Genomic DNA, 23,431 nt, shown 5'->3' on the forward strand with positions numbered 1-23,431 from the left:
CCCACATGACCTCCAAGTCCCCTACGCCCGACCCAAAAGCAAACTCCGCGAGACCTTCTTCCTGGCAACGCTGGCTGGTCAGGCTGTCTGTCTGGGTCATGGGGCTGGCGCTCGCTGGCGTGGTCGGCATCATCTTGTTTGTTGCCGTGGCGCTGTCGGTGGCCTATCCCAACCTGCCCGATATTTCGGATTTGTCCGATTACCGGCCCAAACTGCCGCTTCGGGTTTACTCCGCCGACGGCGTGGTGATTGGCGAATTTGGTGAGGAGCGCCGCAATCTCACGCCCATCAATGAGATCCCCCAGGTCATGAAGGATGCCGTGCTGGCCATTGAGGACGCGCGCTTCTTCTCCCATGGCGGTGTCGACTATCTGGGTGTGCTCCGTGCGGGCTGGGCCAATCTGGGCCGGGCGAAAAGCCAGGGCGCATCCACCATCACCATGCAGGTGGCGCGCAATGTCTATCTGTCGGCCGAAAAAAGCTATACCCGCAAGATCTATGAAATCCTGCTGACCTTCAAGCTTGAGCATTTGCTGACCAAAAACCAGATTCTTGAGATCTATATGAACCAGATTTTTCTGGGGAACCGGGCTTACGGATTTGCCGCTGCCTCTGAGGCTTACTTTGGCAAGCCGCTCAAGAGCATCTCCATTGCCGAGGCGGCCATGCTGGCCGGCTTGCCGAAAGCACCTTCGGCCTATAACCCCATCATCAACCCCAAGCGGGCCAGAGTACGCCAGCTCTACATCATTGAGCGCATGCAGGAAAACGGCTTCATCTCCGGCGATGAGGCCAAGGCGGCCAAAGAGGAAGAACTCAATGTAAGAAACGGGCCAGACGCGGGCCGGGTCCATGCCGAATATGTGGCCGAAACTGTGCGCCAGCTTGTCTACAACCAGTACGGCGACGAAACCTATACCCGTGGTTTGAATGTTTACACCACCTTGCGCGCCACCGACCAGACCGTGGCCTACAAGGCCTTGCGCAAAGGCATCATGGACTACGAGCGCCGACAGATCTATCGGGGGCCGGAAAAATTCGTCGACCTTCCCGCCAATCCCCAGGAAACGGAAGATGCGATTGACGATGCGCTGGCCGACAACCCGGACAACGGCGACGTGATGTCGGCCGTGGTGCTCGAAGCCAGCCCCAAGCGGATTCGCGCCATGCGCCCGAACAGCGAAACGCTTGAAATCACCGGCGAAGGCCTCAAGCCCGCGCAGTCTGGTCTGGCCGACAAGGCGGGCCCCAACATCAAGATCCGTCGCGGCGCACTGATCCGCGTGGTCAAAACCCCGAAAAACACCTGGGAAATCACCCAGTTGCCCGAGGTAGAGGGCGCCTTCGTGGCGCTCGATCCGCGTGATGGATCTATTCGTGCGCTGGTGGGCGGTTTTGATTTTGAAAAGAACAAATTCAACCACGTGACGCAGGCCTGGCGCCAACCGGGCTCCAGCTTCAAGCCTTTTATCTATTCGGCAGCGCTCGAAAAGGGCTTTACACCGGCTACCGTGGTCAATGACGCGCCGCTATTTTTCGATGCCGGCGTGACAGGCGGCCAGCCATGGGAGCCGAAAAACTACGACGGCAATTTCGAGGGCCCCATGAGCCTGCGGACCGGCTTGAAGAAATCAAAAAACATGGTGTCGATCCGGATTCTTCAATCGATAGGCGCCAAATACGCGCAGGACTGGGTGACCCGTTTTGGTTTTGATGCGGAAAAGCACCCGGCTTACCTCACCATGGCACTGGGCGCAGGGTCCGTTACGCCCATGCAGATGGCCATGGGGTATTCAGTTTTTGCCAATGGCGGCTACCGCGTCAACCCCTACCTCATCACCAAAATCACCGACCAGCGAGGCAAGGTGCTGCTCGATGCCAAACCACCCGCGCTGGCCGAATCGGCAAGGAGCATCGATGCGCGCAATGCCTTCATCATGGACAGCTTGCTGCAGGAGGTCGCGCGCTCGGGCACGGCAGCCAAAGCCCAGGCAACACTCAAGCGGCCTGATCTATTTGGCAAAACCGGCACTACCAACGACTCGATAGACACCTGGTTCGTGGGTTTCCAGCCGACGCTCACGGCGGCGGTCTGGATGGGTTATGACACCCCCAAAAAGCTCGGCGACAGGGAGACTGGCGGCGGCCTGAGCCTGCCGATCTGGATCAATTTCATGGAGTACGCACTTAAAGGCGTGCCGGTGACCGAATACCCGGCGCCCGAGGGCGTTGTGAATATGGGCGGCGAGTGGTATTACAACGAGTACGCCAGAGGCGCCGGCGTCAGCAGCGTGGGCGTGCAGCAGGATCCAGCGGCTGCCAGCGGTGAGCAGTCCGGCCCGGCAGCACCCGGCGGTGCCATTGGGGTATTGCCACCCTCCGATGAAAAGAAACGAATACTTGATCTGTTTAAAAACTGACCTCAGCCAGCGGCGCGTCCGGGAGTCGCTGCGCTGGACCGATTTTTCCTCGCCCTTCAGGTCGGCCCTAACCTCAGGTCGGCGCCTTGAACAGCAGCGGTTGGCCCGCCTGGGCGCTCGCGCAACGCGACAGGTTGGCGAAGAACTCGCTGGAGTCTTTGGTATCCAGCCACTGCTTGCTATCTAATTTATAGTGAAACCCGCCGGCTTTGGCGGCCATCCAGATTTCCTGCAGGGGCTTTTGCTGGTTGATGATGATCTGGCTGTGGTTTAAAAATGTCAGCGTGATCATGCCGCCGGTGCGCTGGTTGTCGATGTCGGCCTCGGTATCGTCATTGATCCGGTCGCAGGCTGTTTCAATCGCCGCCAGCACGCGCTCAGCCTGGTCCTGGTATTCAAGGTCGGTCATTACAATCCCATGATGGTTTCTTCACATCGAATTTTAGGCCGCGTTCACGCTGCTTCCCTCAGGCAAGGCCTTGTGGCTGCCGTCATGAGCGCTGCGGCACTGGCCGGTTGCGGCCAGAAAGGCCCGCTTTTCTTACCGGTGCCGCCTGTCCTTCCCGCCCCCACCACCACGGCGCCCATTTCCGCTCCCATTCCCGCGCCCTCTTCCCCCGTCCCACCCGCTTCAGCTGCCAAATGAATCATTTCCCGATAGGCCTCACGCCGGCCGCTGCGGCAACCCTGCCTGGACACCCTTTTGTAGGCTACCGCGACGGCTCGCTTCAGGTCGAAAACCTCAGCCTTTCAGCGCTGGCGCGCGAACACGGCACGCCGCTTTTTGTCTACTCTAAAGCCGCCATGCTGGACGCGCTGGCGGCTTACCAACGCGGCTTTGCCGGGCGTGTGGCGCAGATCTGCTACGCCATGAAGGCCAACTCCTCGCTGGGTGTGCTGCAAGTGTTTGCCCAGGCCGGTTGCGGCTTTGACATTGTCTCGGGGGGCGAGTTGGTGCGGGCACTGGCCGCCGGTGCCGAGGCGGCAAAAATAATCTTCTCAGGCGTCGGTAAAACCCGCGCAGAAATGCGCCAGGCGCTGGCCGCCGGCATTGGCTGCTTCAACGTCGAAAGCGAAGCCGAGCTGGACGTGCTGTCTGATGTCGCGCTGACGATGAATTTGCGCGCACCGGTGAGCATCCGCGTCAATCCCAATGTCGACCCGAAGACGCACCCCTACATTTCCACCGGCCTGAAAGGCAACAAGTTTGGCATCGCCCACGAGGATACCCTGCGCATCTACCGGCACGCGGCGTCGCTAAAAGGGCTGCGGATCGTCGGTATTGACTGTCACATCGGTTCGCAGATCACTGAAGCCATGCCCTACCTCGACGCCATGGACCGGGTGCTGGATCTGGTCGCCGCGATTGAAGCGGCTGGCATGGCGCTGGAGCACATCGATTTCGGCGGCGGACTGGGCATTGATTACCAGCCCGACGACACCCCGCCCGCGGCGGACGCGCTGTGGCGGCAGCTGCTGGCCAAACTGGACGCGCGCGGCTATGGCGGCAAAAAACTGATGATTGAGCCGGGCCGCTCGCTGGTCGGTAATGCCGGTGTCTGCGTGACCGAGGTGCTTTACGTGAAGCTCGGCGAGCAGAAGAATTTCTGCATCATCGACGCCGCCATGAACGACTTGCCGCGCCCGGCCCTGTACCAGGCTTTTCACGCCATCGTGCCGCTGACCGCTGCGGGTGAAAGCGCAGCAGCGGTTCCGGAAGCGCGCTATGACGTCGTCGGCCCGGTGTGTGAAAGCGGTGACTGGATCGGCCACGACCGCATGCTGCGCGTGGCAGCCGGCGACCTGCTGGCGGTATTGTCAGCCGGGGCTTATTGCATGAGCATGGCCAGCAACTACAACAGCCGGGGCCGCGCCGCCGAACTGCTGGTGGACGGCAGCCGGGTCCACCTGATCCGTCAACGGGAGACTGTGCAGGACCAAATGCGACAGGAACGGCTGGTCACGCCTGAAGCCGCCGGGGCCGCCCGCCCGGTGCCGCAATCTAAAGCCGAACCGCTATCATTACGATAGCTTGACACGCCCGTTGTATATGGGCTGCAGCCTGTTTTTCTTCCAAAATTGGTACACGCGCCAGCCCAGCAGCGCGGCAATGATCGCGGCATAAACAAACACCTCGGCGAAATTGTTCTTGGCCGCGCGCATCCAGAAGAAATGCAGCAATCCCAGCCCCGCAACCAGATAAACCAGCTTGTGCAGCCATTGCCAGCGCTTGGCGCCCATGGCCTTGATGGCGGCATTGAACGAGGTGGCCGCCAGCGGCGTGAGCAGCAGGAAGCCGGAAAACCCCACCAGAATGAAGGGACGCTTGGCGATGTCCTTGGCGATCTCGGGCACATCAAAACCCATGTCAAACCAGCTGTAGCTCAGCAGGTGAGAAAACGCATAAAAATAGGCAAACAGCCCCAGCATGCGGCGAAAACGCGCCAGCGCCGGGGTGCTGCTGATGACGCGCAGCGGCGTGACCGCCAGCACGATGCAGACAAAGCGTAGCGTCCAGTCGCCCATGGACCGGATCAGCGCCTCCGCGGGATTGGCCCCGAGCTGGTTAGTCAGCGCGCTGTAAAACAGCCAGGCAAAGGGCAACAGGCAAAGCATGAAAACCAGGGGCTTTGCCGCAGGGTGCAGCAGCAGCTTCTGACGGGACATCATGACGCGAGCCCTCAGAAGAATTTCTTCAGGTCCATGCCCGCATACAGCTGGGCGACTTGCGCCTCGTAGCCGTTGAACAGCAGGGTTTTGCGCTTTTTGGCGAACAGCCCGTCTTCACCAATCCGGCGTTCGGTGGCCTGGCTCCAGCGCGGGTGGTCCACGTTCGGGTTCACGTTGGAATAAAAACCGTATTCGCTTGCAGCGGCCTTGTTCCACGCGGTGCGCGGCTCCTTGTCGGTGAAGCGGATCTTGACCAGGCTCTTGGCACTTTTGAAGCCGTATTTCCAAGGCGTGACGAGCCGCACCGGCGCACCGTTCTGATTTGGCAGCACCTCGCCGTACATGCCAAACGCCAGCAGCGCCAGCGGATGCATCGCCTCGTCCAGCCGCAGCGCCTCGACATAAGGCCATTCCAGCACGCGCGAACCGACATAAGGCATGGTTTTCGGGTCGGCCAGCGTCACGAACTCGACGTACTTGGCGCTGCCCAGCGGCTCGACTTTCTTGATGAGTTCGGCCAGCGAATAGCCGACCCACGGAATCACCATCGACCAGCCTTCGACGCAGCGCAGACGGTAAATGCGCTCTTCCAGGGGGCTGAGCTTGATCAGGTCTTCCAGCGTGTATTTGGCGGGTTTCTTCACCAGGCCTTCCACCTCCACCGTCCACGGCGTGGTCTTCAACGTATGGGCATTCTTGGCGGGGTCGGCCTTGTCGGTGCCAAACTCGTAAAAGTTGTTGTAGTTGGTCGCGTCTTTGTACTCGGTCACTTTTTCCACGGTGGTGGCACCCGCCACCGCCGATTTGCCACCCGCCAGCGCGGCCAGCTTGCCCGGCTTGGCCACCCCTTGCGCCAACGCCTGGCGACCCGCCCAGCCGGCCAGCGCCGCGCCAGCCGCACCCGTGGCCATCAATTTGATCAACTCGCGGCGACCCTGATAACTGCTTTGCGGCGTGATTTCGCTGGAGAGTGGGTGGTCAAAGCCGCAGGCGTGGGTCTTGATGAGCATGGTGAGGTCCTTGGAATTCAGTGGTTTCAATGAATATTGGTCTGGATACGCAGCAACTTCTTGCAAGGATTCAACCCTGACAGCCTCTGCGTGACTTGGCGCGCGTGTGCGACAAACCAGATAGAGACGCCCGCTGGCTACAAGGTTCCGTAACTGTGCAGGCCCGACAGAAACATGTTGACGCCCAAAAAGGCAAACGAAGTCACGGCCAGCCCGGTCAGGGCCCACCAGGCCGCTACCGTGCCGCGCAGGCCTTTCATCAGCCGCATATGCAGCCAGGCGGCATAGTTGAGCCAGACAATCAGCGCCCAGGTCTCCTTGGGGTCCCAGCTCCAGTAGCCGCCCCAGGCCTCGGCCGCCCACAGCGCACCGAGCACCGTGGCAATTGTAAAAAAGGCAAAGCCGACGGCAATCGCTTTGTACATCACGTCGTCCAGCACCTCAAAGCTGGGCAGGCGCGCGGCGATACGCTTGCGGCCCAGCAAAATGCCGCCGGTAATCAGCCCTGCCACCAACAAATAGCCGACCCAATATTGGCTGCCGCCCGCCTCCAACGGCGATTTGCGAAACACAATCGGCACAAAACACAGCACCACGCCCAGCAGCCACAAGGGCGTGAGCTTGTACCAGCGGGTCTCGCTGGCCTGCTGCTTGATCAGGTAGGCCAGCGACACCATGGCCGCCAGCGCGAACATGCCGTAGCCGATGAAATTGGCCGGCACATGCAGCTTCATCCACCAGCTTTTAAGGGCCGGCACCAGCGGCTGGATCTCATGGGCTTCGCGCACCACGGTGTACCAGAGCAAAAAGCCGACGGCGGCGCTGACCACCAGCATCACAAAGGCGCCCAGGGCGCGCGTCTGGTACTGCGCTTCAAAATACAGGTAAAACGCCGCCGTCATCCAGCAAAACAGCACGAACACCTCGTACAGGTTGCTGACCGGGATATGCCCGACATCGGCGCCTAGCAAATAGCTTTCATACCAGCGCACCAGCGTGCCGACCAGCGCCATGCCGACCGCCACCCAGGCGATTCGTGACCCCAGCAATTCCAGCGTGGCGCTGTGGCCCGAACCCGGCCCGGACGCGCCCTGCTGCGCGAACATGCCGATCCAGTAAAAAATCGTGCTCATGAAAAACAGCACACTCATCCACAAAATGGCCGACTGGCTAGACAGAAAATACTTGAGCCAAAACACCTGCTCTGCGCGCGCCAGATCGCCCTGGTAAGACACGATGCCCAGTAGCGCAAAGCCGGCAACCAGCAGCATCAAAAGCCGCAGCGGCCGCCAGAACCAGCCCATCGCTACCGCCGCCGGAATGGCGGCCAGCAAGATGCCTTTTTCGTACACATCCACGTACGCGCTGTAACGGGAAAAGGCAAACAGAAAGCCGCCCACGACCAGCGCGGCAAAGACCCAGTCCAGCGCATTGCGCCTGGCAAAGTAGCCTTCGTTGAGGCCCAGCGCGGCGCCGGGAGCCGCGCCGCGCACCGCCTTCAGCGTGGTGGTGATGGTGGTGCTGTTGCCGGTGGTGTTCATGCAGGCACCTGCAGCAGTTTTGTTTTCAACATCTCAAACTCCTTGTCACCGTCCATGGTTTTACGGTTGGTGGATAAAGCCATGGTGGCGTGGCTGCCAGCGGCAGATTCTGGCACTGAATGCCCCGGCTCGCTGCCTGTCGCGTAATGCCCATCGACAGCGCCTTCGACAGCAACCTCACGCGGCGCCAGCCAGACCCAGATGCGGCGCTCGCGCACATACAGCATGGCAAACACCCCGAGTATCAGCAGGGCGCAGCCCAGATAAACAACCGTCTTGCCGGGTGCGCGCGCCACCTGGAACACACTGGCCTGAACTTGTTTGAATTCTTTCAGTTCAAAGGCCATGGGCGCCGGATAGTGGTGCGCGTCCGACAGGCTGAGCACCAGCTGCGACATGAAAGCCTGGGTTTTTTCGCCCTGCGGCAGCGGCTGGAGGCCGGCCTGTTCACGCGTCAGCTGCGTCAGGTCAAACAGCACGCCGCTGAGAATACGGATCAGCACGTCGCCGGCGCGATTGCGCTCGGCCTCGGGCACGTTGCCCTCCATGAAGTCGGAAATCGCCTGCAGCCCGGCGACCGGTTTTTCCTTGCCGGCCTCGCGATCCTTGTCGGTTGTGGGGTCTGCGCCGGCAAATAGGGCCAGCGCGCGCGCGGCCGAGGCGACGAGCTGTTGGGTCACTTCCGGCTTGACGTCGCCCAGCGCCTTGCCGGCGTAGCGCTTGACGGCCAGCGCGCGCTGCTGCGGATTGGACAGCGCGGCGCGCACGCGCAAAAACGTTTGCAGGCCGCCTTCGGCGTCAGCGGGAATGCGCAGGTACTGAAAGGCGTCGGCCGGCGTCTCGCGCATCCCCAGCAAAAACACCGCCGGGCTGTCCGCAACGGCGTCCATCTTCACCGGCAGCATGTAGTTGTGAAACTCGCGCGCCTGGCCGGCCGCATCGCGCAGCTTGTAGCTCACGCTGGGGCCGACATTGCGCAGCTCTTTCTGGGTCGCGGTCTTGTTGGCGGCGCCCAGGCGGGTGTCAATCGCCTGGCGCAGATCGACCTTGCGCACATCCACGCCCGAACCTTCACTCTTGCCGGATGACGCAAAGTTTTCCACGTTGATGACACGCAACGCGGTGTATTCAAGCGTCAGTTGTTCCCCGCCCTCGGCCCCCGCCTGGCCATTGGTCAGGCTGCTGGAGCCGCCAATCGTGCCCTGGATTTCAAACGGCTTGATCGCAGCAGTCATGGGTATGGCCTGCAGCGTGACGCTGGAGCCGCCGTCGTCAAAGCTCGACTGGTAAATCTCCACACCCTTGTAGTTGGCCGGGTGATTGACCTCGACCCGCGCCGGCACCTGCTCGCCGCTGGCCTTGTCATGAATGATGATGTCGCTGGCAAACAGCTTGGGCATGCCGGTGGCGTAATACTCGACGATGAATTTCTTCAACTCGATCGAAAACGGCAGATCTTGCAGCAACACGCCGCCCGGCTGGTTCAGCACGGCGGTGCCGGACCGCGCGCCTTCCGCGACCAGCAGATTGGCGCGAAAAGTCGGGTTGCGCTCGCTCAGGCGGTGCTCGGCCGGCACATCGGCAATCAGCCCGCCGCCGCTGTAGACGGACTTGCCGCCCAGCCACATCTGCGCACGCACCATCATGTCGCCGTCGAGCAGGCCGCCCACGCACACCAGCACGATGGCGCTGTGCGCCGCTATATAGCCCAGCTTGTTGGCCGAGCCCTTCTTGGCAGCGACCATCCAGCCGCTGCCGGCTGTCGTCTGGCGTTGCTGCAGCTTGACCTTCCAGCCGCTCTGCACCAGGGTTTGGCCGATGCGCCGCGCCGCCACTTCAGGGGCCTCTGCCAAGGCCCGTTCAGCGCGGTGGCCAAAAGCCTTGAGGCTTTGTTCGCGGACGTTTTCCTTGAGCTGGTTCAGGTCCAGCAATATCTTGGGCGCGTTGCGCGCTATGCATAGGCTGGTGCTGATGACCAGGAAGGCCAGAATCAGCAAAAACCACCAGGCGCTGTAGATGGTATTGAGGCTCACCAGGCTGAACAGCTGCGCCCAGAACGGCCCAAACTGGTTGACATAATTGCCCAGCGGCTCCTGCTGCTTGAGCACGGTGCCAATCACCGAGGCGATGCAGATGACGGTCAGCAGCGAAATGGAAAATCGCATGGACGACAACAGCTCGACGCCCGCCCGCAGCGTGCGCGAGCCCCAGTTGAGCTTCATGCCTTGGGTGGAAACTGTCATGCGTGATCTCGGACCGATTGAGCTTGGCGAAACATAAAAAAGGCGGGCCTTCTTCAGAAAGGCCCGCCTTGGTGTGATTGATTTAACGGCTTTAGGTTCAACAGCGCAGGCTGTCTGCGCGTATTTTCAGCAAGAACGGGATCGCCCGCCGCTGCAAGCCAGGATCAGCGCAAGCCGGCCACGTAATCGGCCAGCGCGCGGATCTCGCGGTCATTGAGCTTGGCTGCAACTTGCGTCATCTGCTGGCTGTTGCCACGCACGCCATCACGGAAGGCGGTCAGCTGCGCGGCGGTGTAGTCGGCGTGCTGGCCGCTCAGACGCGGGTACTGGGCCGGAATGCCGGCACCGGTCGGGCTGTGGCAGCCGGCGCAAGCGGAGATCTGGCGATCGGCCACGCCGCCGCGGTAAATGCGCTCACCCAGGGCGACCAGTTCCGGGTCCTTGGCGAAACCGGGCTTGGCCTTTTTAGCAGTCAACCAGTAGGCGATGTTTTTCATGTCGGCTTCGGACAGCGCTGCTGCCATGCCTTGCATGATGGCGTTCTTGCGCTTGCCGCTCTTGAATTCCTGCAACTGCTTGACCAGGTATTCAGGGTGTTGCTGCGACAGCTTGGGGTTGGCCGGCGTGCCGGAATTGCCATCGGCGCCGTGGCAGGCGGCACACATGGCAAAACTGGCCTCGCCCTTGGCCAGATCAGGCTTGACGGCTTTGGCGGGCAAAGCAGGTGGAGCAGGAACGGCGGGTGCACCAGCGGGATCGTGCGCGGGGCCCGCCTCGCCGGCAGCAAATGACACGACAGGCGCGGCCAGTATGGCGGCCAGGAGGGAAATAGCGATCAGCTTCATATCTGGGGTTTTATTGGTTGGTACTCAATACTTCGAACTTTCTGATTTTACAATGGCTTCAAGGTGGTTCACAGTTCCGCGGCTCCCAATTCCGCTTATGCGGCGCTCGCCATGCCAGCCCACCACTGCTGCCAAGTGCTGGCTGAAGTCCTCTGGCCCTTTTGAGTTTTTTGGGCTTTTTGGCCCCATTCACCGCACGCTGCCGCAAGCCATTCGCCTGCAACCGACCTCCAGGGACCGCCCAATATGACCGCTTCTGCCTCCACGCCAGCCTCCGCTTCCAGCACCCCCACCCCTGCCGCATCGGCCCGGCCGAATCCCAAGATCGCCATGGGCTGGTTGCACACCGCCAAATTTTTGACCACGGCGCCCGAACTGAAGCACCTGCCCCGGCTGGAGGTGCCCGAAATCGCGTTCGTCGGACGTTCCAACGCCGGCAAATCCACCTGTATCAACACCTTGACGCAGCAGCACCGGCTGGCCTATGCCTCTAAAACACCGGGGCGCACGCAAAGCATCAACCTGTTCAGCCTGGGCAAACAGGGCGTGACCGACGCCATGCTGGCCGACTTGCCCGGCTACGGCTATGCGGCCGTGCCCAAGGAGGCCAAATACCGCTGGCAGCAGGTGATGGGCAACTACCTGCAGACGCGTGACAACCTGCAAGCCGTGGTGCTGCTGTGCGACCCGCGCCTGGGCCTGACGGAACTCGACGAAATCCTGCTCGACGTGATCCGGCCGCGCGTTGTCGAGGGGATGAAGTTTTTGGTGTTGCTGACCAAATCGGACAAACTCAACAAGACCGAGGCCGCCAAGGCGCTGTCCATCGTCAAGCTGCAGGCCGGCGGCGGCGACGTCAAACTGTTTTCCGCGCTGAAGCGGCAAGGCGTCGAAGAAGTCGCCCAGCACCTGTGGGACTGGGCGCATCCCGCAGAAAAGCCGGTCAAGAAACCCAAAGCCGAGCGCGCTGCAGATAGCGATACCGATGCTGATACCGACACCGACATTGACAAACCAACGCCAGTGCAACCCTGAACCGGCCGCAAAGCTGCCACGGCCCCGAATCAAGCATAAAAAACTGCTCTAGCCCAGTACCTACGGGCGTTGGCAGCTATAAAATATATAGCACCATGATTGAGACCAGCCTGCAAACCCTGCCGCACGGCATCACCTTGTCATGCCGCAGCGCTGGCGCCAAGGGTCGGCCGGTGCTGATGTTTTTGCATGGTTTCCCGGAAGCGGCGTTTGTCTGGGATGGAATGATGAGCCATTTCTCTCAACCCGAAAACGGCGGCTTTCGCTGCGTCGCGCCCAATCTGCGCGGTTTTGAGCAGTCAAGCGCGCCTACGGACGTCGCCGCCTACCGGCCCAAACACCTCGTGCAGGATATTGCGGCGCTGATTGAATTGGAATGCGGGAGCACCACCGCCCCGTTCAACCAAGTACCGGCCGCGGAACTGGCTTTGCCAGGCCGCAGGCGGGGCGGCCCCCTCGGGGGGCAGCGAACCACACGCGGTGGGGAGCGTGGGGGTCAACTTGCTTGTCTGGTTGCCCACGACTGGGGCGGCGCGTTGGCCTGGAACCTGGCGGCGGCGCAACCGGCCTGCATGAAAAAGCTGGCCATCATCAACTCACCGCACCCCGGCACTTTTTTGCACGCGCTGCAGCACTCCCCTTCGCAGCAGTCTGCCAGCGCCTACATGAATTTTTTGATTCGCCCCGATGCAGAGGCGCTGCTGGCCGAGGACGACTACCGCCGGCTCTGGGCGTTTTTTGACCAGCTGGGTGCTGCCGACAGCGCGCATCCCTGGCTGACCGAGGCCGTCAAGGCGCAGTACCGCGCGGTCTGGGCCCATGGTTTGAGCGGCCCGCTTAACTACTACCGGGCCTCGCCGCTGCGCCCGCCGCGCCTTGGCGACCCGGCTGCAGCGGCTGTGACCATACCGCGCGCCATGCTGGAAGTGCACGTGCCCACACTGGTGATCTGGGGCAGCGGCGACACCGCCTTGCCGCCAACCCTGCTGGACGGTCTGGAAAATTTTGTACCGCAGCTGACTTTGCGCCGCGTGGAAGATGCCACGCACTGGATCGTGCACGAACAGCCCGGGCTGGTGACGCGCCATCTTCAGCAATTCCTGGCCTGAGCAGAGGCTCAGGCAGCGCTTGCCACCTGCCTATAGTGCTATTAATAAGATAGCTTCTTGCGCCCGTCGTTATTGGGCTGCAGGCCTAAAACACGGACAACACCACTAAAACCGCTAAAACCGGTCAATACAGCGAAGCCTCGCCCTCCGGCCGGGTCTTGAAGCGCTTGTGCACCCAGTAGTACTGTGCCGGCATGCTGTCGATGTAGTCCTGCAGCCGGGCGTTCATGAAGGCGGTGTCACGCAGCGCGTCGTCGCTGGGAAAATCCTCCCAGGCCGGCAGCACCTGCACCTCGTAGCCGCTGGAGGTCAGGCGCGGCAGCAGCGGCAACACGCGGGCGCGACCCAGCCTGGCAAAGCGCGACAGCGAGGGCACGGTGGCCGTCGAAATGCCATAAAACGGCACAAACACCGAACCGTCGGGCCCGAAATCCATGTCCGGCAGCAAATACAGCGGCTGGCCCTGGCGCAGCGCGGCGACGATGGGCTTGACGCCATCCACCCGACCAAACAGGCGCAAATGACCAAAGCGCTGGCGGCCGCGCAGTATCCACTGGTCGACCAGCTGGTTCGATTGATTGGTGTAAATGGTGGTCGACTGCCGCGGCTGCTGCATGGCCACGCCGGCCCAGGCCGCATCCATGCCGACGAAATGCGGCAAGAAAATCACCGTCGGCTGCGTGCTCGCCAGCTCATGCACGGCGCCGCTCAGCCGCACCCGCCGCTGCACCCAGCTTGGCGGAGCATGCCAAAGCCAGGCGCGGTCCAGCCAGGCTTGCGCGAAATGGACGAACACCTGCTGCGCCAGCTGGCGTCGCTCGGCCTCCGAGCGCTGCGGAAAACACGAGCGCAAATTGACCTGCACCACGCGCCGCCGCGCGCCCACCAGGCCATACAGGAGCCAGCCCAGCACCGTGCCGAGCGCGCGTATCCAGGACAGCGGCAAGAAGGCCAGCGCCTGCATCAAGCCGATGCTGAGCCGGGTCACGCCATTACCGAGCCATTGGCGCGGCGTCTTCAAACGGTGTCCTTACGCGGGGTCTTGTAGCGCGCATAGCCCCACAGATACTGACCGGGCTGGCTCAGCACCAGGGCTTCCAGGGCCTGGTTGATGCGCGTCACGGCGTGCAGCAGTTCGGCGCGCGGCTGGTCGGCTGCGCCATCGGCCTGCAAATCAGCCAGCGCCGGCCAGATTTTCAGAAAATACCCTTGACCGCTCGGCCTTCGCTCGCAGGTGACCGGCAACAAGGCCGCACCGCTTTGCAAGGCGAGTCGCGCCGCCAGCGTCATGGTGTAGGCCGGTTTGCCAAAAAACGGTGCCCAGACGCCCAGCCCCTCGGGCGGCACCTGGTCGGGCAGCAAGGCCACCGCCTGGTTTGCCTTCAGGGTTTTGTGCATGAGGCGGATGCTGCTCAGGCTGGCCGGCAGCACGTTGAGCTGCGGCCGATTGCGCGCCATCTGTTCCAGACTGGCCAGCCAGGCCTGGCGGGCCGGCCGGTAAATCGCGGTGATGGGGCCGTAGAGTTCGGCCAGCGCCTGCGGTCCCAGCTCAAAACTGCCGCAATGCGCTCCAAAAAAAATCACGCCCTTGCCGTGACTAAAAGCCTGTTCGGCATGCGCTTGGCCTTCTATTTGCACATTGCCCAGGCACGACTGGTTTTGCGGGCGCAGCCACAGCTTGGGCAGCTCGGCGACAAAACGCCCGGCTTCGGCGATCGCCGGCCGGGCCAGCTGAAACGGCAGGCCAGCCTGCGCCACATGGGCGCGAAATTGGGCGCGGTAACGCGGGCTCAAGGCCCAGACCAGCCAGCCCAAGGCGCCGCCAAGGGCGTGCAAAGCGGCCAGCGGCCAGACGGAAAAGAAACGAAATAACCAGAGCATGAGAGGGGTGTTTGGGGGAAAATCCGGTTAGAAGCCCAGGGTCTTATACTTGAGGCTGTCGCTGAGTTACTGAACAACTTGCAGGGCGACATTAAACCAAACTGCTAAAGCGTTCGCCGAGGCATTCCTAGCTGGCAACGCGCCGACTAACCCATAGGAGTGTACGCAATGGCCAACGATTTTCTCTTTACTTCCGAATCCGTCTCTGAGGGCCATCCCGACAAGGTGGCCGACCAGATTTCCGATGCCATCCTGGATGCCATCTTCAAGCAGGACCCGCGCTCGCGCGTTGCCGCCGAAACCCTGACCAACACCGGCCTGGTCGTGCTGGCCGGTGAAATCACCACCAACGCGCATGTCGACTACATCCAGGTGGCGCGCGACACCATCAAGCGCATCGGTTACGACAACACCGAGTACGGCATCGACTACAAGGGTTGCGCCGTCATGGTCTGCTACGACAAGCAGAGCAACGACATTGCCCAGGGGGTGGACCACGCTAGCGACGACCACCTGAACACCGGCGCGGGCGACCAGGGCCTGATGTTTGGCTACGCCTGCGACGAGACGCCCGAGTTGATGCCCGCGCCGATTTATTACGCGCACCGCCTGGTCGAGCGCCAGGCCCAGTTGCGCAAGGACGGCCGCCTGCCGTTTTTGCGCCCCGACGCGAAAAGCCAGGTCACCATGCGCTACCTCGATGGCAAGCCGCACAGCATAGACACCGTGGTGCTGTCAACCCAGCACAGCCCCGACCAGAGCGAAACCGCGCACAAGATGAAGGCCTCGTTCGTCGAAGCCATCATCGAAGAGATCATCAAGCCGGTGCTGCCCAAAGAATGGCTGAAGGACACGCGCTACCTGATCAACCCGACCGGCCGATTCGTCATTGGCGGCCCGCAGGGCGACTGCGGCCTGACCGGGCGCAAGATCATTGTCGACACCTACGGTGGCGCCTGCCCGCACGGCGGCGGCGCCTTCAGCGGCAAGGACCCCAGCAAGGTCGACCGCTCGGCCGCTTATGCAGCCCGCTACGTCGCCAAAAACATTGTGGCTGCCGGCCTGGCACGGCAATGCCAGATTCAGGTCGCTTACGCCATCGGCGTCGCCAAGCCCATGAACGTGACGGTATACACCGAAGGCACCGGCGTGATGTCGGACGAGAAGCTTTCGGCGCTGGTCAATGAGCACTTTGACCTGCGCCCCAAAGGCATCATCCAGATGCTGGACCTGCTGCGTCCGATCTACGAAAAAACCGCCGCCTACGGCCACTTTGGCCGCGATGAGCCGGAATTCACGTGGGAGCGTACCGATAAGGCGGCGGCGCTGCGCGCAGCCGCCGGCCTGTAAGCGCTAGGGTTTCCAGGCTCGCAAAAAAACCACCGTGCGGTGGTTTTTTTGTTTGAAAGCAAAGGGATGACTCAAGCGCCGGCGGGGCTGTCGAGGGGTAACTGCAGCGTTACCCAATTTTCGCCCTGCGCACACGCCACACCGGCCGCGGCAGCCAGCGCCTGCACGTCATCCCAGCCGATCCGGCGCTCGCGCTGCACTGGCTCCGCCAGCGGCGTCAGCGCAGCAGGGGCAACGCGCAGGCAAACGCCTGGCGCGCCGCACAGTTCCCGCAATCCGACATGCACGCTACCTGCGCCAGCGCTGCAGTCGCACAAAGCCAACAGCGCAGCTGCAAAAACGCCGCGAAAATACAGCCGCGCAAATTTAGCTTCAGCAACAGGAATGTCGTTTACGCCGACCAGACCGTGCAGAAAAAGCTCTGTCTCCATCAGCGTCAGCAGTTCCTGCGCGCCCGCCTGTGCGCTGACGTTTTCTTCCCCCTTCGGGACCAGCCAGCCCATCACGCCCAGGCAAGTGGCGGCGGCTTCTTTGCTCAGGATCTGCAGGGTATCGGCGCTTTTAACAACTGCCACCATTTCAGGCGCAGCCGCCTGCAGACGCTTTTGGAGCAGCGCTGCAATCATGCCCAAGGGCTGCAAAGCGCCAGCGACGTCATGCCGCAGCATGGGTGCCAGCCGGCTCAGCACGGCATAGCGCGCAGACTCCTCCATGCGGTCTGGCGACGAAGGAAAAAGGTGCGGCTGCCTGCCAGTGCCCGAACCAAGCGGTGCGTCCACGCCAGCCTCGCTGCTCATGCTGGCACCCACGGCAACAACACCGATGTGTCAAGGTTCGTGTAAGGCAGCAAAATAAATTACCTCGAATTTCTTAGCGTTGTTTTGCAGAAAATTCAAAAAACCGTTAATTTTCCAAGTCACCTAAGCGCTTCGCTATTCCAGGCCAACACCCAGAAATCGCGCCAGCACCTCATCGACGGCGGCTGGTTCTACCGGCTTGGTCAAATGCGCGTCGAAACCCGCATCCCTTGATTTGCGCTGGTCATCTTCGGTACCCCAACCGGTCAGGGCAATCAGGCGGGCCGCCTCCAGTCCGGGATCGGCGCAAATTCTTCGAGCCACCTCGTAACCATTCATACCAGGGAGCCCGATATCGAGAAACACCACATGGGGCTTGAACTCCGCAGCGGCGCTGAGGGCACTGGGCCCGTCGAAGGCCGTGCGGGTCTCGTAACCCGACAGACTGAGCAGCATGGCCAGCGTTTCCGCGCCATCCACATTGTCGTCAACCACCAAAATACGGCGTCCTGGAGTGGGTACGGCGCTGCTTGCCAGCGTCGTCGGCTCAGGCTCAGGCGCGTCGCCTTCAGCCAGAGGAAACCGCATCGTAAAAGTACTTCCCATATCGACTCCATCACTGTGCGCTTCAATTGATCCGCCATGCATTTCCGCCAGCCGCTTGACCAGCGCCAGACCTATGCCCAAGCCGCCCTGGGCCCGCTCCAGGGTCTGGTTGATCTGCGTGAACATGTCGAATACGCGGGTCACCATGTCAAGCGGGATACCCAGCCCGTTGTCCGTGACGCTGATGACAACCGCCTCGTCTTGCCGGCGCGCCGACAGCACAATGCTACCGCCATGCTTGGTGTATTTGGCGGAGTTGATCAGCAGGTTGGCCAGCATCTGGGCCATTCGGGTCGGGTCTGCATGTAGCCAAAGCGGCTCGTCGGGCAGCTCTATGGTCAGCGCGTGCCCGGCATCGTCAATCAGCGGGCGCGCGGCCTCGACGGCCATCTCCAGCACAGCGTTCAGCGAGATTCGCTCAAGGCGCAGGATGATCTTGCCGCTGTTAATGCGCGACACGTTGAGCAGGTCGTCTATCAATCGCGTCATCTGCCCGAGTTGACGTTCCATCATTTGCAGCGTACGCGCTGCAGTTTCTGCATTTTGCGACAGGCGCAGCAACTGCAGCCCCGTGCGCAACGGCGCCAGCGGATTTCGCAACTCATGGGCCAGCGTGGCCAAAAACTCATCCTTGCGCTGGTCTTGCTCCAACAGCGTTCGCTCGAAATGCTTGCGCTCCGTCACGTCACTGGTCACGCCCAAAACAAATTCGACGCTCCCGTCCGCGCCCAGCTCGGGCACCAGCCGCGTGGAATAATGACGGATTCCGGCCGGCCCGTTAAATGCGAAGTCAATCATTTGATCGACCCCGAAGTTGAAGACCGCGCGCGATGCGCTTTCCCATAACTGGCAGAGGTCTTCAGGAAAACCAATTTCGCGGTTGGTTTTTCCCAGAAAATCTTCTTTGGGCCGCCGCGTCGCCTTCTCGACAGCGGCATTGACAAACACGTGGTGCAACCCACGGTCAAACCGGCTCAAGATGTCAGGGGTGTTGTCTGCCAGCGCCTGCAGTTCCCGCTGGCTTCGGAGCAGCGCCTGCTCGCCGCGCACCTGCTCGGTCCGGTCCACCCCATGCACCAGAATACCGAAGACCGCGCCTTCAACCGACATCAGAGGCTGGTAGACGAAGTCCACAAAGAGTTCGTCAAATGCCCCGTCAGGGCCACGCGCCATCAACAGTTTCATACCCCTGGCTTCAAACGGCTCAGCCGTGCGATAAGCCCGATCCAGCAAAGCGGGGAAAAGCTGGCCGGCGAGCTCCGGCAGGGCCTCCAGCACCGGCTTGCCCAGAATTTCCGGGCCGCGGCCTACCAAAGCGTAATAAGGATTGTTGGCCCTCTCGAAGACATGCCGCGGGCCTTGCAATACCGCGGTAAAGGACGGCATCAGCGTGATCAGCTGCGACAGGCGCTGTTCGCTTTCGCGCAGGCGCGCCTCCGCCCGCACCCGCTCGACCATCAGCCAGATGCGCCCGGCGGTCTCTTCCACCAGCGCGACTTCATCAGCGGCCCAGACACGCCGACTAATCTGATGCACGCCAAGAATCGCCACCAGCTTGCCGCCTTTAAGCAGCGGCACGGCCAGGATGGACACGACCTGCGCCGCTTTATGGCGTGCCTTTTCCGCTTCTGTGAAAACTGGCTCCGCCGTCACATCGGCCACGACAAGATTACGCCCGGCGCTGAATTCCTCATGTAGAAACGTCCCGTAACGGTCCAGGTGGAGCTGACGGGGAAATTCGTCCACGCCGTTGACATAGCCCGCCTCCACACTGAGTTGCCCGTCGATTAAGACTTCGGCATAAACCACCCGACTGGCGCCCAAGTGCTCGCCAAGCAGGTGTGCCGCCTGGTTTTTGATGGCGACCGGGTCAGACTCATGAGTCGCCTCCGAAAGCGCCAGCCGCAGGGCGTCGCGTGCGGCCGCGCGGCGCAGCGCTGCGGCACGGTCGTGCAGTTCCCGGCCCATGGCCCAGCGCTCTGCCGCATTTTCGATGGCGCGCGCCAATCCGGGCCCAGTCACCCAGTCTTTCCCGACGAAATCCTGCGCGCCAGCGCGCAGCAGGGCCCGACCCACATCCGCCATGACACCGCCGGTAATCACCACCACCGGACACACCGGCAACCCGTTGGGCGCCGACAGCGCTTGCAGCACCTGCAGGGCGTCCATGTCGGGCAGGTTGTAGTCCAGCAGCACGCAATCGGGCAAGCTTGGCCCGGCAAATATGGCCGCTACACCACCTGCGCCGGTAACGGCTTCTTCCAGCAGGAAGCGCCGGTCCGACCCGGTAAGCAGAAGGCGCCGGAGTTCGACGCGGTCCTCCGGACTGTCTTCAATCAGAATCACGCGCCATGGCAGACCCGCCTCGCGGGTGCCGCCGGTGGTCATGCCGTAGCCCCATGCAGACCGGGCAATACCGCAAAGCCCAGCCAATGGGCCAACACGCGGCGCAGGAAGTTCAGATGTTCGTCATGGCACAGCAGCTTGCCGTGAAAGACATTGACACCCGCGTGGCAGCAAAAGCCCTGGTCCCTGGGAAGGGACGATGTGGTGAGCACCACCACCGGTAAATCCCGCAAATCGGGATCGCCCTTGATGAGGCCGAGCGCGTCCCGGCCGTCCATTCCGGGAGGGTTCGAGTCTTGCAAAACAACAACCGGGCCGGGCAGCATCCGGCCACCACCGCGTGACAGAGCCAGGCAGCCATTGCCGTTGACGGCGCGCCGGATTGCACAGCGCAAGCCGGAAGCCTTGAGCGCCATCTGCACGGTGTCGAAATCTTCATCGGAGTCTTCAACCACCAAAACGCTGGGGATCGTGACAGCTGTCATGGGCTGGCATCCCCATCCGGAAAAGTGAAATAAAACGTCGTGCCTTCACCCAATATTGAATCAAGCCAAACCTGGCCATGGTGCCGCTCGACCAGCTTGCGCACGATGGTCAGGCCGGCGCCGGCCCCCCCACCGTAGTCGTCCCGGCCATGCAGTCGCCTGAACATCTTGAACACCTGCTCGAAATGCGCAGGGGCAATGCCGATGCCGTTGTCCTTGACGTAAAAAATGGTGTGCAGCGCAGCGCCTGCGGGACAACGGGGTCGAGGCGCGTTTTCCTGACGCGCTATGTAACCCACTTCAATACGACGTTGCGACTGGTTGGAATACTTCAACGCGTTGGACAGCAGATTCACCAGCACTTCGCGGCAGCGCACCCAGTCACCGGTCACGACAGGCAGCTTGCGCGGCACCACAAATTCGGGCGCGCCCTCCGCGGTTCGTGAGCCGACCATTTCAAAGGCCTCGGCCAATAGCACATTGAAATCAATCTTTTGCAATTGCAAATCGGCTCGGCCAACGCGAGAAAAATGCAGCAGCGAGTCCAGCAGACCATCCATGCGGACGGTCAAACGCATCAGGCCTTCAAGCTTGCGGCGATTCTCGTCGTTGTTGATCAGGGCGGTCTCATTCATGAGCTGGTGGGCGTATTTACGAATGCCGCGCAAGGGTTCCTTCAGATCATGGCTGGCTACGTAGGCAAAGGCGTCCAGCTCTTCGTTGCTGCGTGACAGCTCGGCGTTCAGGCTGGCCAGCCGCTCGGCCTGGCTGACCACCAGTTCGGCCAGCTGAACCCGTAGCCGGGCCGCAGCCTCCAGCTCGACCGCCCGCCACGGCAGAGCGCGCTGATGGACCGATTCAACAAACAGCTCGAAGCTGCGCCGGGGTGTCAGACGCGGACCGTGCGGCCCGGTCACCGTTGGCTTTTCATGCGGGTTGCCGCCCCAATTGACGGTCTGCGGCGTCTCCGGCCGGAACCACAAAATCAGGTGATTGCCTTCACGCGAAAGAGACGTCGCAAGCAAGCCGCTGGCCACGTTGGAAAACGCCGCTGCGGCTGGGTATTGCCAGGCCAGCCGGTCGGTGTCATAAACCAGTTGCGTTCCCGATGCCATCGCGGGAAGGTGGTTCAGCCAGCCCGCCAGGCCGTCAAGCTCGGCCTCCGAAGGCGTATCGCCAATACGCCACCAGCGCCCGTTGTGGTAGCTGGCCACCCCGCCTGCGTCAATCCCGCCCGACAACGTGTTCGGCCCTTCGGTCAGGGCGCAAAGCCCGCCCTCCCGCGCCGCAGCGGCAACCACGCGCTGGTGCACGTCGTCGATCTGGAGCCGGTAGCTCAGGAATTCCCGGTCCTCGGCCGACTGGTGCTGCAGCGAAACGACCTGAGCGACGAATTCGCAGGCGGCCCGCAATTGGGTCGGCAGCTGTTTGGGCCCGGTGTAGTGGTGGCAGGCAATCAGGCCCCACAGTTTTTCGCCCCGGCGTATCGGTAAAGTCAGGCCAGCCGTGACCTTCATGTTGGCCAGGTACTCGGTGTACATAATCGATGCACCGCGCAAGGCGCAGTAGGTCATGTCCAGCGGCAGGCCGGTGTCCGGATTGACAAGAGGTAGCAGCTCGGCAAGCCCACCCGACACGTCCGGCATGGGGCGCACCCAGGTTTTCGAAAAGATGTCGCGCGCTGGCTTGGGAATGTCTTCGGCAGGGTAATGAAGTCCGAGCCACGGCGACAGGTCAGCGCGCCGGCTTTCGGCAAACACTTCGCCGTGGTCGTCGGCGTGAAACTTGTACACCATCACCCGGTCCAGACCGCTTAGCGAACGGATTTCTTGCGTCACTAGGTTGCAAAACTGCTGAAGGCTAACGGCTTCCTGCAGACACACCATGGATTTCTTGACCAGCGCGTAGTAGTCTGGTTCGGCATCACTGGTCCTGCTGCTGACCTCGAATTCGACTATGGCCACCCCGGCGATGGTGTGCACGGTCACATCGAGTGGCGCAAACTGAGCGCGGCCAGCCAGCGTGAATACATACAGGGGATTGCGGTCAGTTGGCTCATCACGCAGGTAGGCCTGCAAGCGCGCCTGAAGCTCTTCCCCCAACACCACGGAGGCCGCCTGGCCCAGCAGCGTCTGCGCCGGCGTCCCCAACAAAGTCAGGGCGTTTTCGCTGGCCTGGAGGATGGTCATGTCAGCCGGGCGCAATACCAGTAACGCGCCATGGTCCTGAATGCAGCCAGGAGTCTGCACCGGCTCGCTATCGCAATTGCTGATGGAGACGCCATGCCGCTTGATGCTGTACGGTTGACCGTCCCAGGGAGGCTGGGCGGAGATCGGAACGCTATCGCTGCTCATCGATCTTTTCCCCTCTCGCACCAGTGGCGCAGAGTCTCAAATGTCGCGCGCGCCGTTTCAATGACCAACGCCTCTTCATGCGGGGCAACTGAAGCAAAAGAGAGCAGCCCGGCCCGAAAATCATTCCACATGGCGCCGGTGGAGGGTCCATAGCCATGAAAAAAACTTCCGCCTGTTTCGGGAAAAACGCCGAGGTTTTCCCGGATGTGGCGGCTGATGAGCACGCCACCCAAGGTTGCGCCTTCCAGCACGTACAGGCAGCCCAGGCGCTGTGCGACGTTGCGGAGCGGCGGCAAGGCTTTGCACAGAGGCAGCGCGTGGCCGCCCTGCGGACAAAGGCGCTGCAGATCGACTTCGAGGAGAAAGGTTTTCCGGCGCGCGGCAACATCCAGCCAAACCGGCATGGTATCGGCCGCTGCGCCAATAACGTCCTCAACCGGCTTGTAAAACCCATAAAAACTTTCAAGCACTTGTCGGTAAGCGCCGGGTGTCAATGTTTTATCTGTCAGCGCAAGGGTTTTCTCAATGGCTGAATGGGCATCGCGGGTCTCAGAGCGAAGCCTTTGAAGAATGGATGGTACTGCGTCTGCAACAAACGGTGTCACAACATCTTTCGCAGGCATATTCGACACCCTATGTAAGGGCGCCAGCTTGTCGGCCTGACGTGCGTCCGGCGGTTTGCGATGTGATCGGCAGCGTGACAAATCGACGTCTCGGCGCGAAAGCCATCGCCGCAAAA

19 protein-coding genes are annotated in these 23,431 nt (G+C 61.8%); 6 read left to right on the plus strand and 13 right to left on the minus strand.

Annotated features, from left to right (window positions below; translation table 11 throughout):
- Positions 1-5: 5 nt before the first annotated feature.
- The gene (locus HHJ18_RS18720) at positions 6-2,420 is read left to right on the plus strand and encodes a penicillin-binding protein 1A (protein WP_296917688.1); all 2,415 of its coding nucleotides are present in this window, start codon (positions 6-8) and stop codon (positions 2,418-2,420) included.
- 73 nt (positions 2,421-2,493) lie between these two features.
- Here the strand turns inward: HHJ18_RS18720 and cyaY are convergent, their stop codons facing one another.
- Entirely contained in the window at positions 2,494-2,829 is a 336-nt protein-coding gene (gene cyaY, locus HHJ18_RS18725; protein ID WP_296917691.1) for an iron donor protein CyaY, read from the minus strand.
- A 12-nt stretch (positions 2,830-2,841) separates the two neighbouring features.
- Between cyaY and HHJ18_RS18730 the strand changes: the two genes are divergently transcribed.
- Together HHJ18_RS18730 and lysA are read left to right on the plus strand one after the other, a co-directional pair.
- Positions 2,842-3,066, plus strand: a complete 225-nt coding sequence (locus HHJ18_RS18730) for a lipoprotein (RefSeq protein WP_296917693.1) — start codon at positions 2,842-2,844, stop codon at positions 3,064-3,066.
- Entirely contained in the window at positions 3,063-4,451 is a 1,389-nt protein-coding gene (gene lysA, locus HHJ18_RS18735) for a diaminopimelate decarboxylase (RefSeq protein ID WP_296917695.1), read from the plus strand. Before HHJ18_RS18730 ends, lysA begins: the two co-directional genes overlap by 4 nt.
- Here lysA and HHJ18_RS18740 read toward each other — a convergent pair.
- The 5 genes from HHJ18_RS18740 to HHJ18_RS18760 all read right to left on the minus strand — a co-directional run bounded on the left by HHJ18_RS18740 (position 4,443) and on the right by HHJ18_RS18760 (position 10,729).
- Positions 4,443-5,090 (minus strand): protein-methionine-sulfoxide reductase heme-binding subunit MsrQ, encoded by a 648-nt coding sequence (locus tag HHJ18_RS18740; RefSeq protein WP_296917696.1) that lies wholly within the window; start codon positions 5,088-5,090, stop codon positions 4,443-4,445. The two genes, lysA and HHJ18_RS18740, sit on opposite strands and share 9 nt — an antisense overlap.
- An 11-nt stretch (positions 5,091-5,101) precedes the next feature.
- Complete coding sequence (msrP, locus tag HHJ18_RS18745) at positions 5,102-6,100, minus strand: protein-methionine-sulfoxide reductase catalytic subunit MsrP (protein WP_296917697.1); 999 nt, start codon at positions 6,098-6,100, stop codon at positions 5,102-5,104.
- A 137-nt stretch (positions 6,101-6,237) separates the two neighbouring features.
- A complete protein-coding gene (ccsB, locus tag HHJ18_RS18750; protein WP_296917699.1) occupies positions 6,238-7,641 on the minus strand; it encodes a c-type cytochrome biogenesis protein CcsB in 1,404 nt (467 codons plus the stop codon).
- Complete coding sequence (locus HHJ18_RS18755) at positions 7,638-9,884, minus strand: cytochrome c biogenesis protein ResB (protein ID WP_296917701.1); 2,247 nt, start codon at positions 9,882-9,884, stop codon at positions 7,638-7,640. The genes ccsB and HHJ18_RS18755 overlap by 4 nt, the downstream gene beginning before the upstream one ends.
- A 164-nt stretch (positions 9,885-10,048) precedes the next feature.
- On the minus strand, positions 10,049-10,729 hold the full coding sequence (locus HHJ18_RS18760) for a c-type cytochrome (protein ID WP_296917703.1): 681 nt from the start codon (positions 10,727-10,729) through the stop codon (positions 10,049-10,051).
- A gap of 330 nt (positions 10,730-11,059) precedes the next feature.
- On the opposite strand from HHJ18_RS18760, the gene yihA reads away from it, so the two are divergent.
- Both yihA and HHJ18_RS18770 read left to right on the plus strand, forming a co-directional pair.
- Positions 11,060-11,764, plus strand: a complete 705-nt coding sequence (gene yihA, locus HHJ18_RS18765; RefSeq protein ID WP_296917850.1) for a ribosome biogenesis GTP-binding protein YihA/YsxC — start codon at positions 11,060-11,062, stop codon at positions 11,762-11,764.
- 95 nt (positions 11,765-11,859) lie between these two features.
- Positions 11,860-12,873, plus strand: a complete 1,014-nt coding sequence (locus tag HHJ18_RS18770) for an alpha/beta fold hydrolase (protein WP_296917705.1) — start codon at positions 11,860-11,862, stop codon at positions 12,871-12,873.
- Positions 12,874-12,997: 124 nt separating this feature from the next.
- On the opposite strand, the gene HHJ18_RS18775 is transcribed toward HHJ18_RS18770, so the two are convergent.
- Together HHJ18_RS18775 and HHJ18_RS18780 are read right to left on the minus strand one after the other, a co-directional pair.
- On the minus strand, positions 12,998-13,894 hold the full coding sequence (locus HHJ18_RS18775) for a lipid A biosynthesis acyltransferase (RefSeq protein ID WP_296917707.1): 897 nt from the start codon (positions 13,892-13,894) through the stop codon (positions 12,998-13,000).
- The gene (locus tag HHJ18_RS18780; RefSeq protein WP_296917709.1) at positions 13,891-14,754 is read right to left on the minus strand and encodes a lysophospholipid acyltransferase family protein; all 864 of its coding nucleotides are present in this window, start codon (positions 14,752-14,754) and stop codon (positions 13,891-13,893) included. Before HHJ18_RS18780 ends, HHJ18_RS18775 begins: the two co-directional genes overlap by 4 nt.
- A gap of 168 nt (positions 14,755-14,922) precedes the next feature.
- On the opposite strand from HHJ18_RS18780, the gene metK reads away from it, so the two are divergent.
- Positions 14,923-16,104 carry a methionine adenosyltransferase gene (gene metK, locus HHJ18_RS18785; protein ID WP_296917711.1) on the plus strand — a complete coding sequence of 394 codons (1,182 nt, stop codon included), beginning with the start codon at positions 14,923-14,925 and terminating at the stop codon, positions 16,102-16,104.
- Between the two features lie 71 nt (positions 16,105-16,175).
- On the opposite strand, the gene HHJ18_RS18790 is transcribed toward metK, so the two are convergent.
- From HHJ18_RS18790 to HHJ18_RS18810, 5 genes are all read right to left on the minus strand, one after another.
- Positions 16,176-16,901, minus strand: a complete 726-nt coding sequence (locus HHJ18_RS18790; protein ID WP_296917712.1) for a hypothetical protein — start codon at positions 16,899-16,901, stop codon at positions 16,176-16,178.
- Between the two features lie 135 nt (positions 16,902-17,036).
- The gene (locus HHJ18_RS18795) at positions 17,037-19,895 is read right to left on the minus strand and encodes a response regulator (RefSeq protein WP_296917714.1); all 2,859 of its coding nucleotides are present in this window, start codon (positions 19,893-19,895) and stop codon (positions 17,037-17,039) included.
- Positions 19,892-20,338: a hypothetical protein gene (locus HHJ18_RS18800; RefSeq protein WP_296917716.1), complete on the minus strand. Its 447-nt coding sequence runs from the start codon at positions 20,336-20,338 to the stop codon at positions 19,892-19,894. The genes HHJ18_RS18795 and HHJ18_RS18800 overlap by 4 nt, the downstream gene beginning before the upstream one ends.
- The gene (locus HHJ18_RS18805; protein ID WP_296917718.1) at positions 20,335-22,692 is read right to left on the minus strand and encodes an ATP-binding protein; all 2,358 of its coding nucleotides are present in this window, start codon (positions 22,690-22,692) and stop codon (positions 20,335-20,337) included. Before HHJ18_RS18805 ends, HHJ18_RS18800 begins: the two co-directional genes overlap by 4 nt.
- Positions 22,689-23,396, minus strand: coding sequence for a biliverdin-producing heme oxygenase (locus HHJ18_RS18810; RefSeq protein ID WP_296917719.1), 708 nt, complete (start codon positions 23,394-23,396; stop codon positions 22,689-22,691). The genes HHJ18_RS18805 and HHJ18_RS18810 overlap by 4 nt, the downstream gene beginning before the upstream one ends.
- Positions 23,397-23,431: the final 35 nt, after the last annotated feature.

It is taken from the genome of Polaromonas sp. (assembly GCF_012927455.1).
GTDB lineage: Bacteria > Pseudomonadota > Gammaproteobacteria > Burkholderiales > Burkholderiaceae_C > Polaromonas.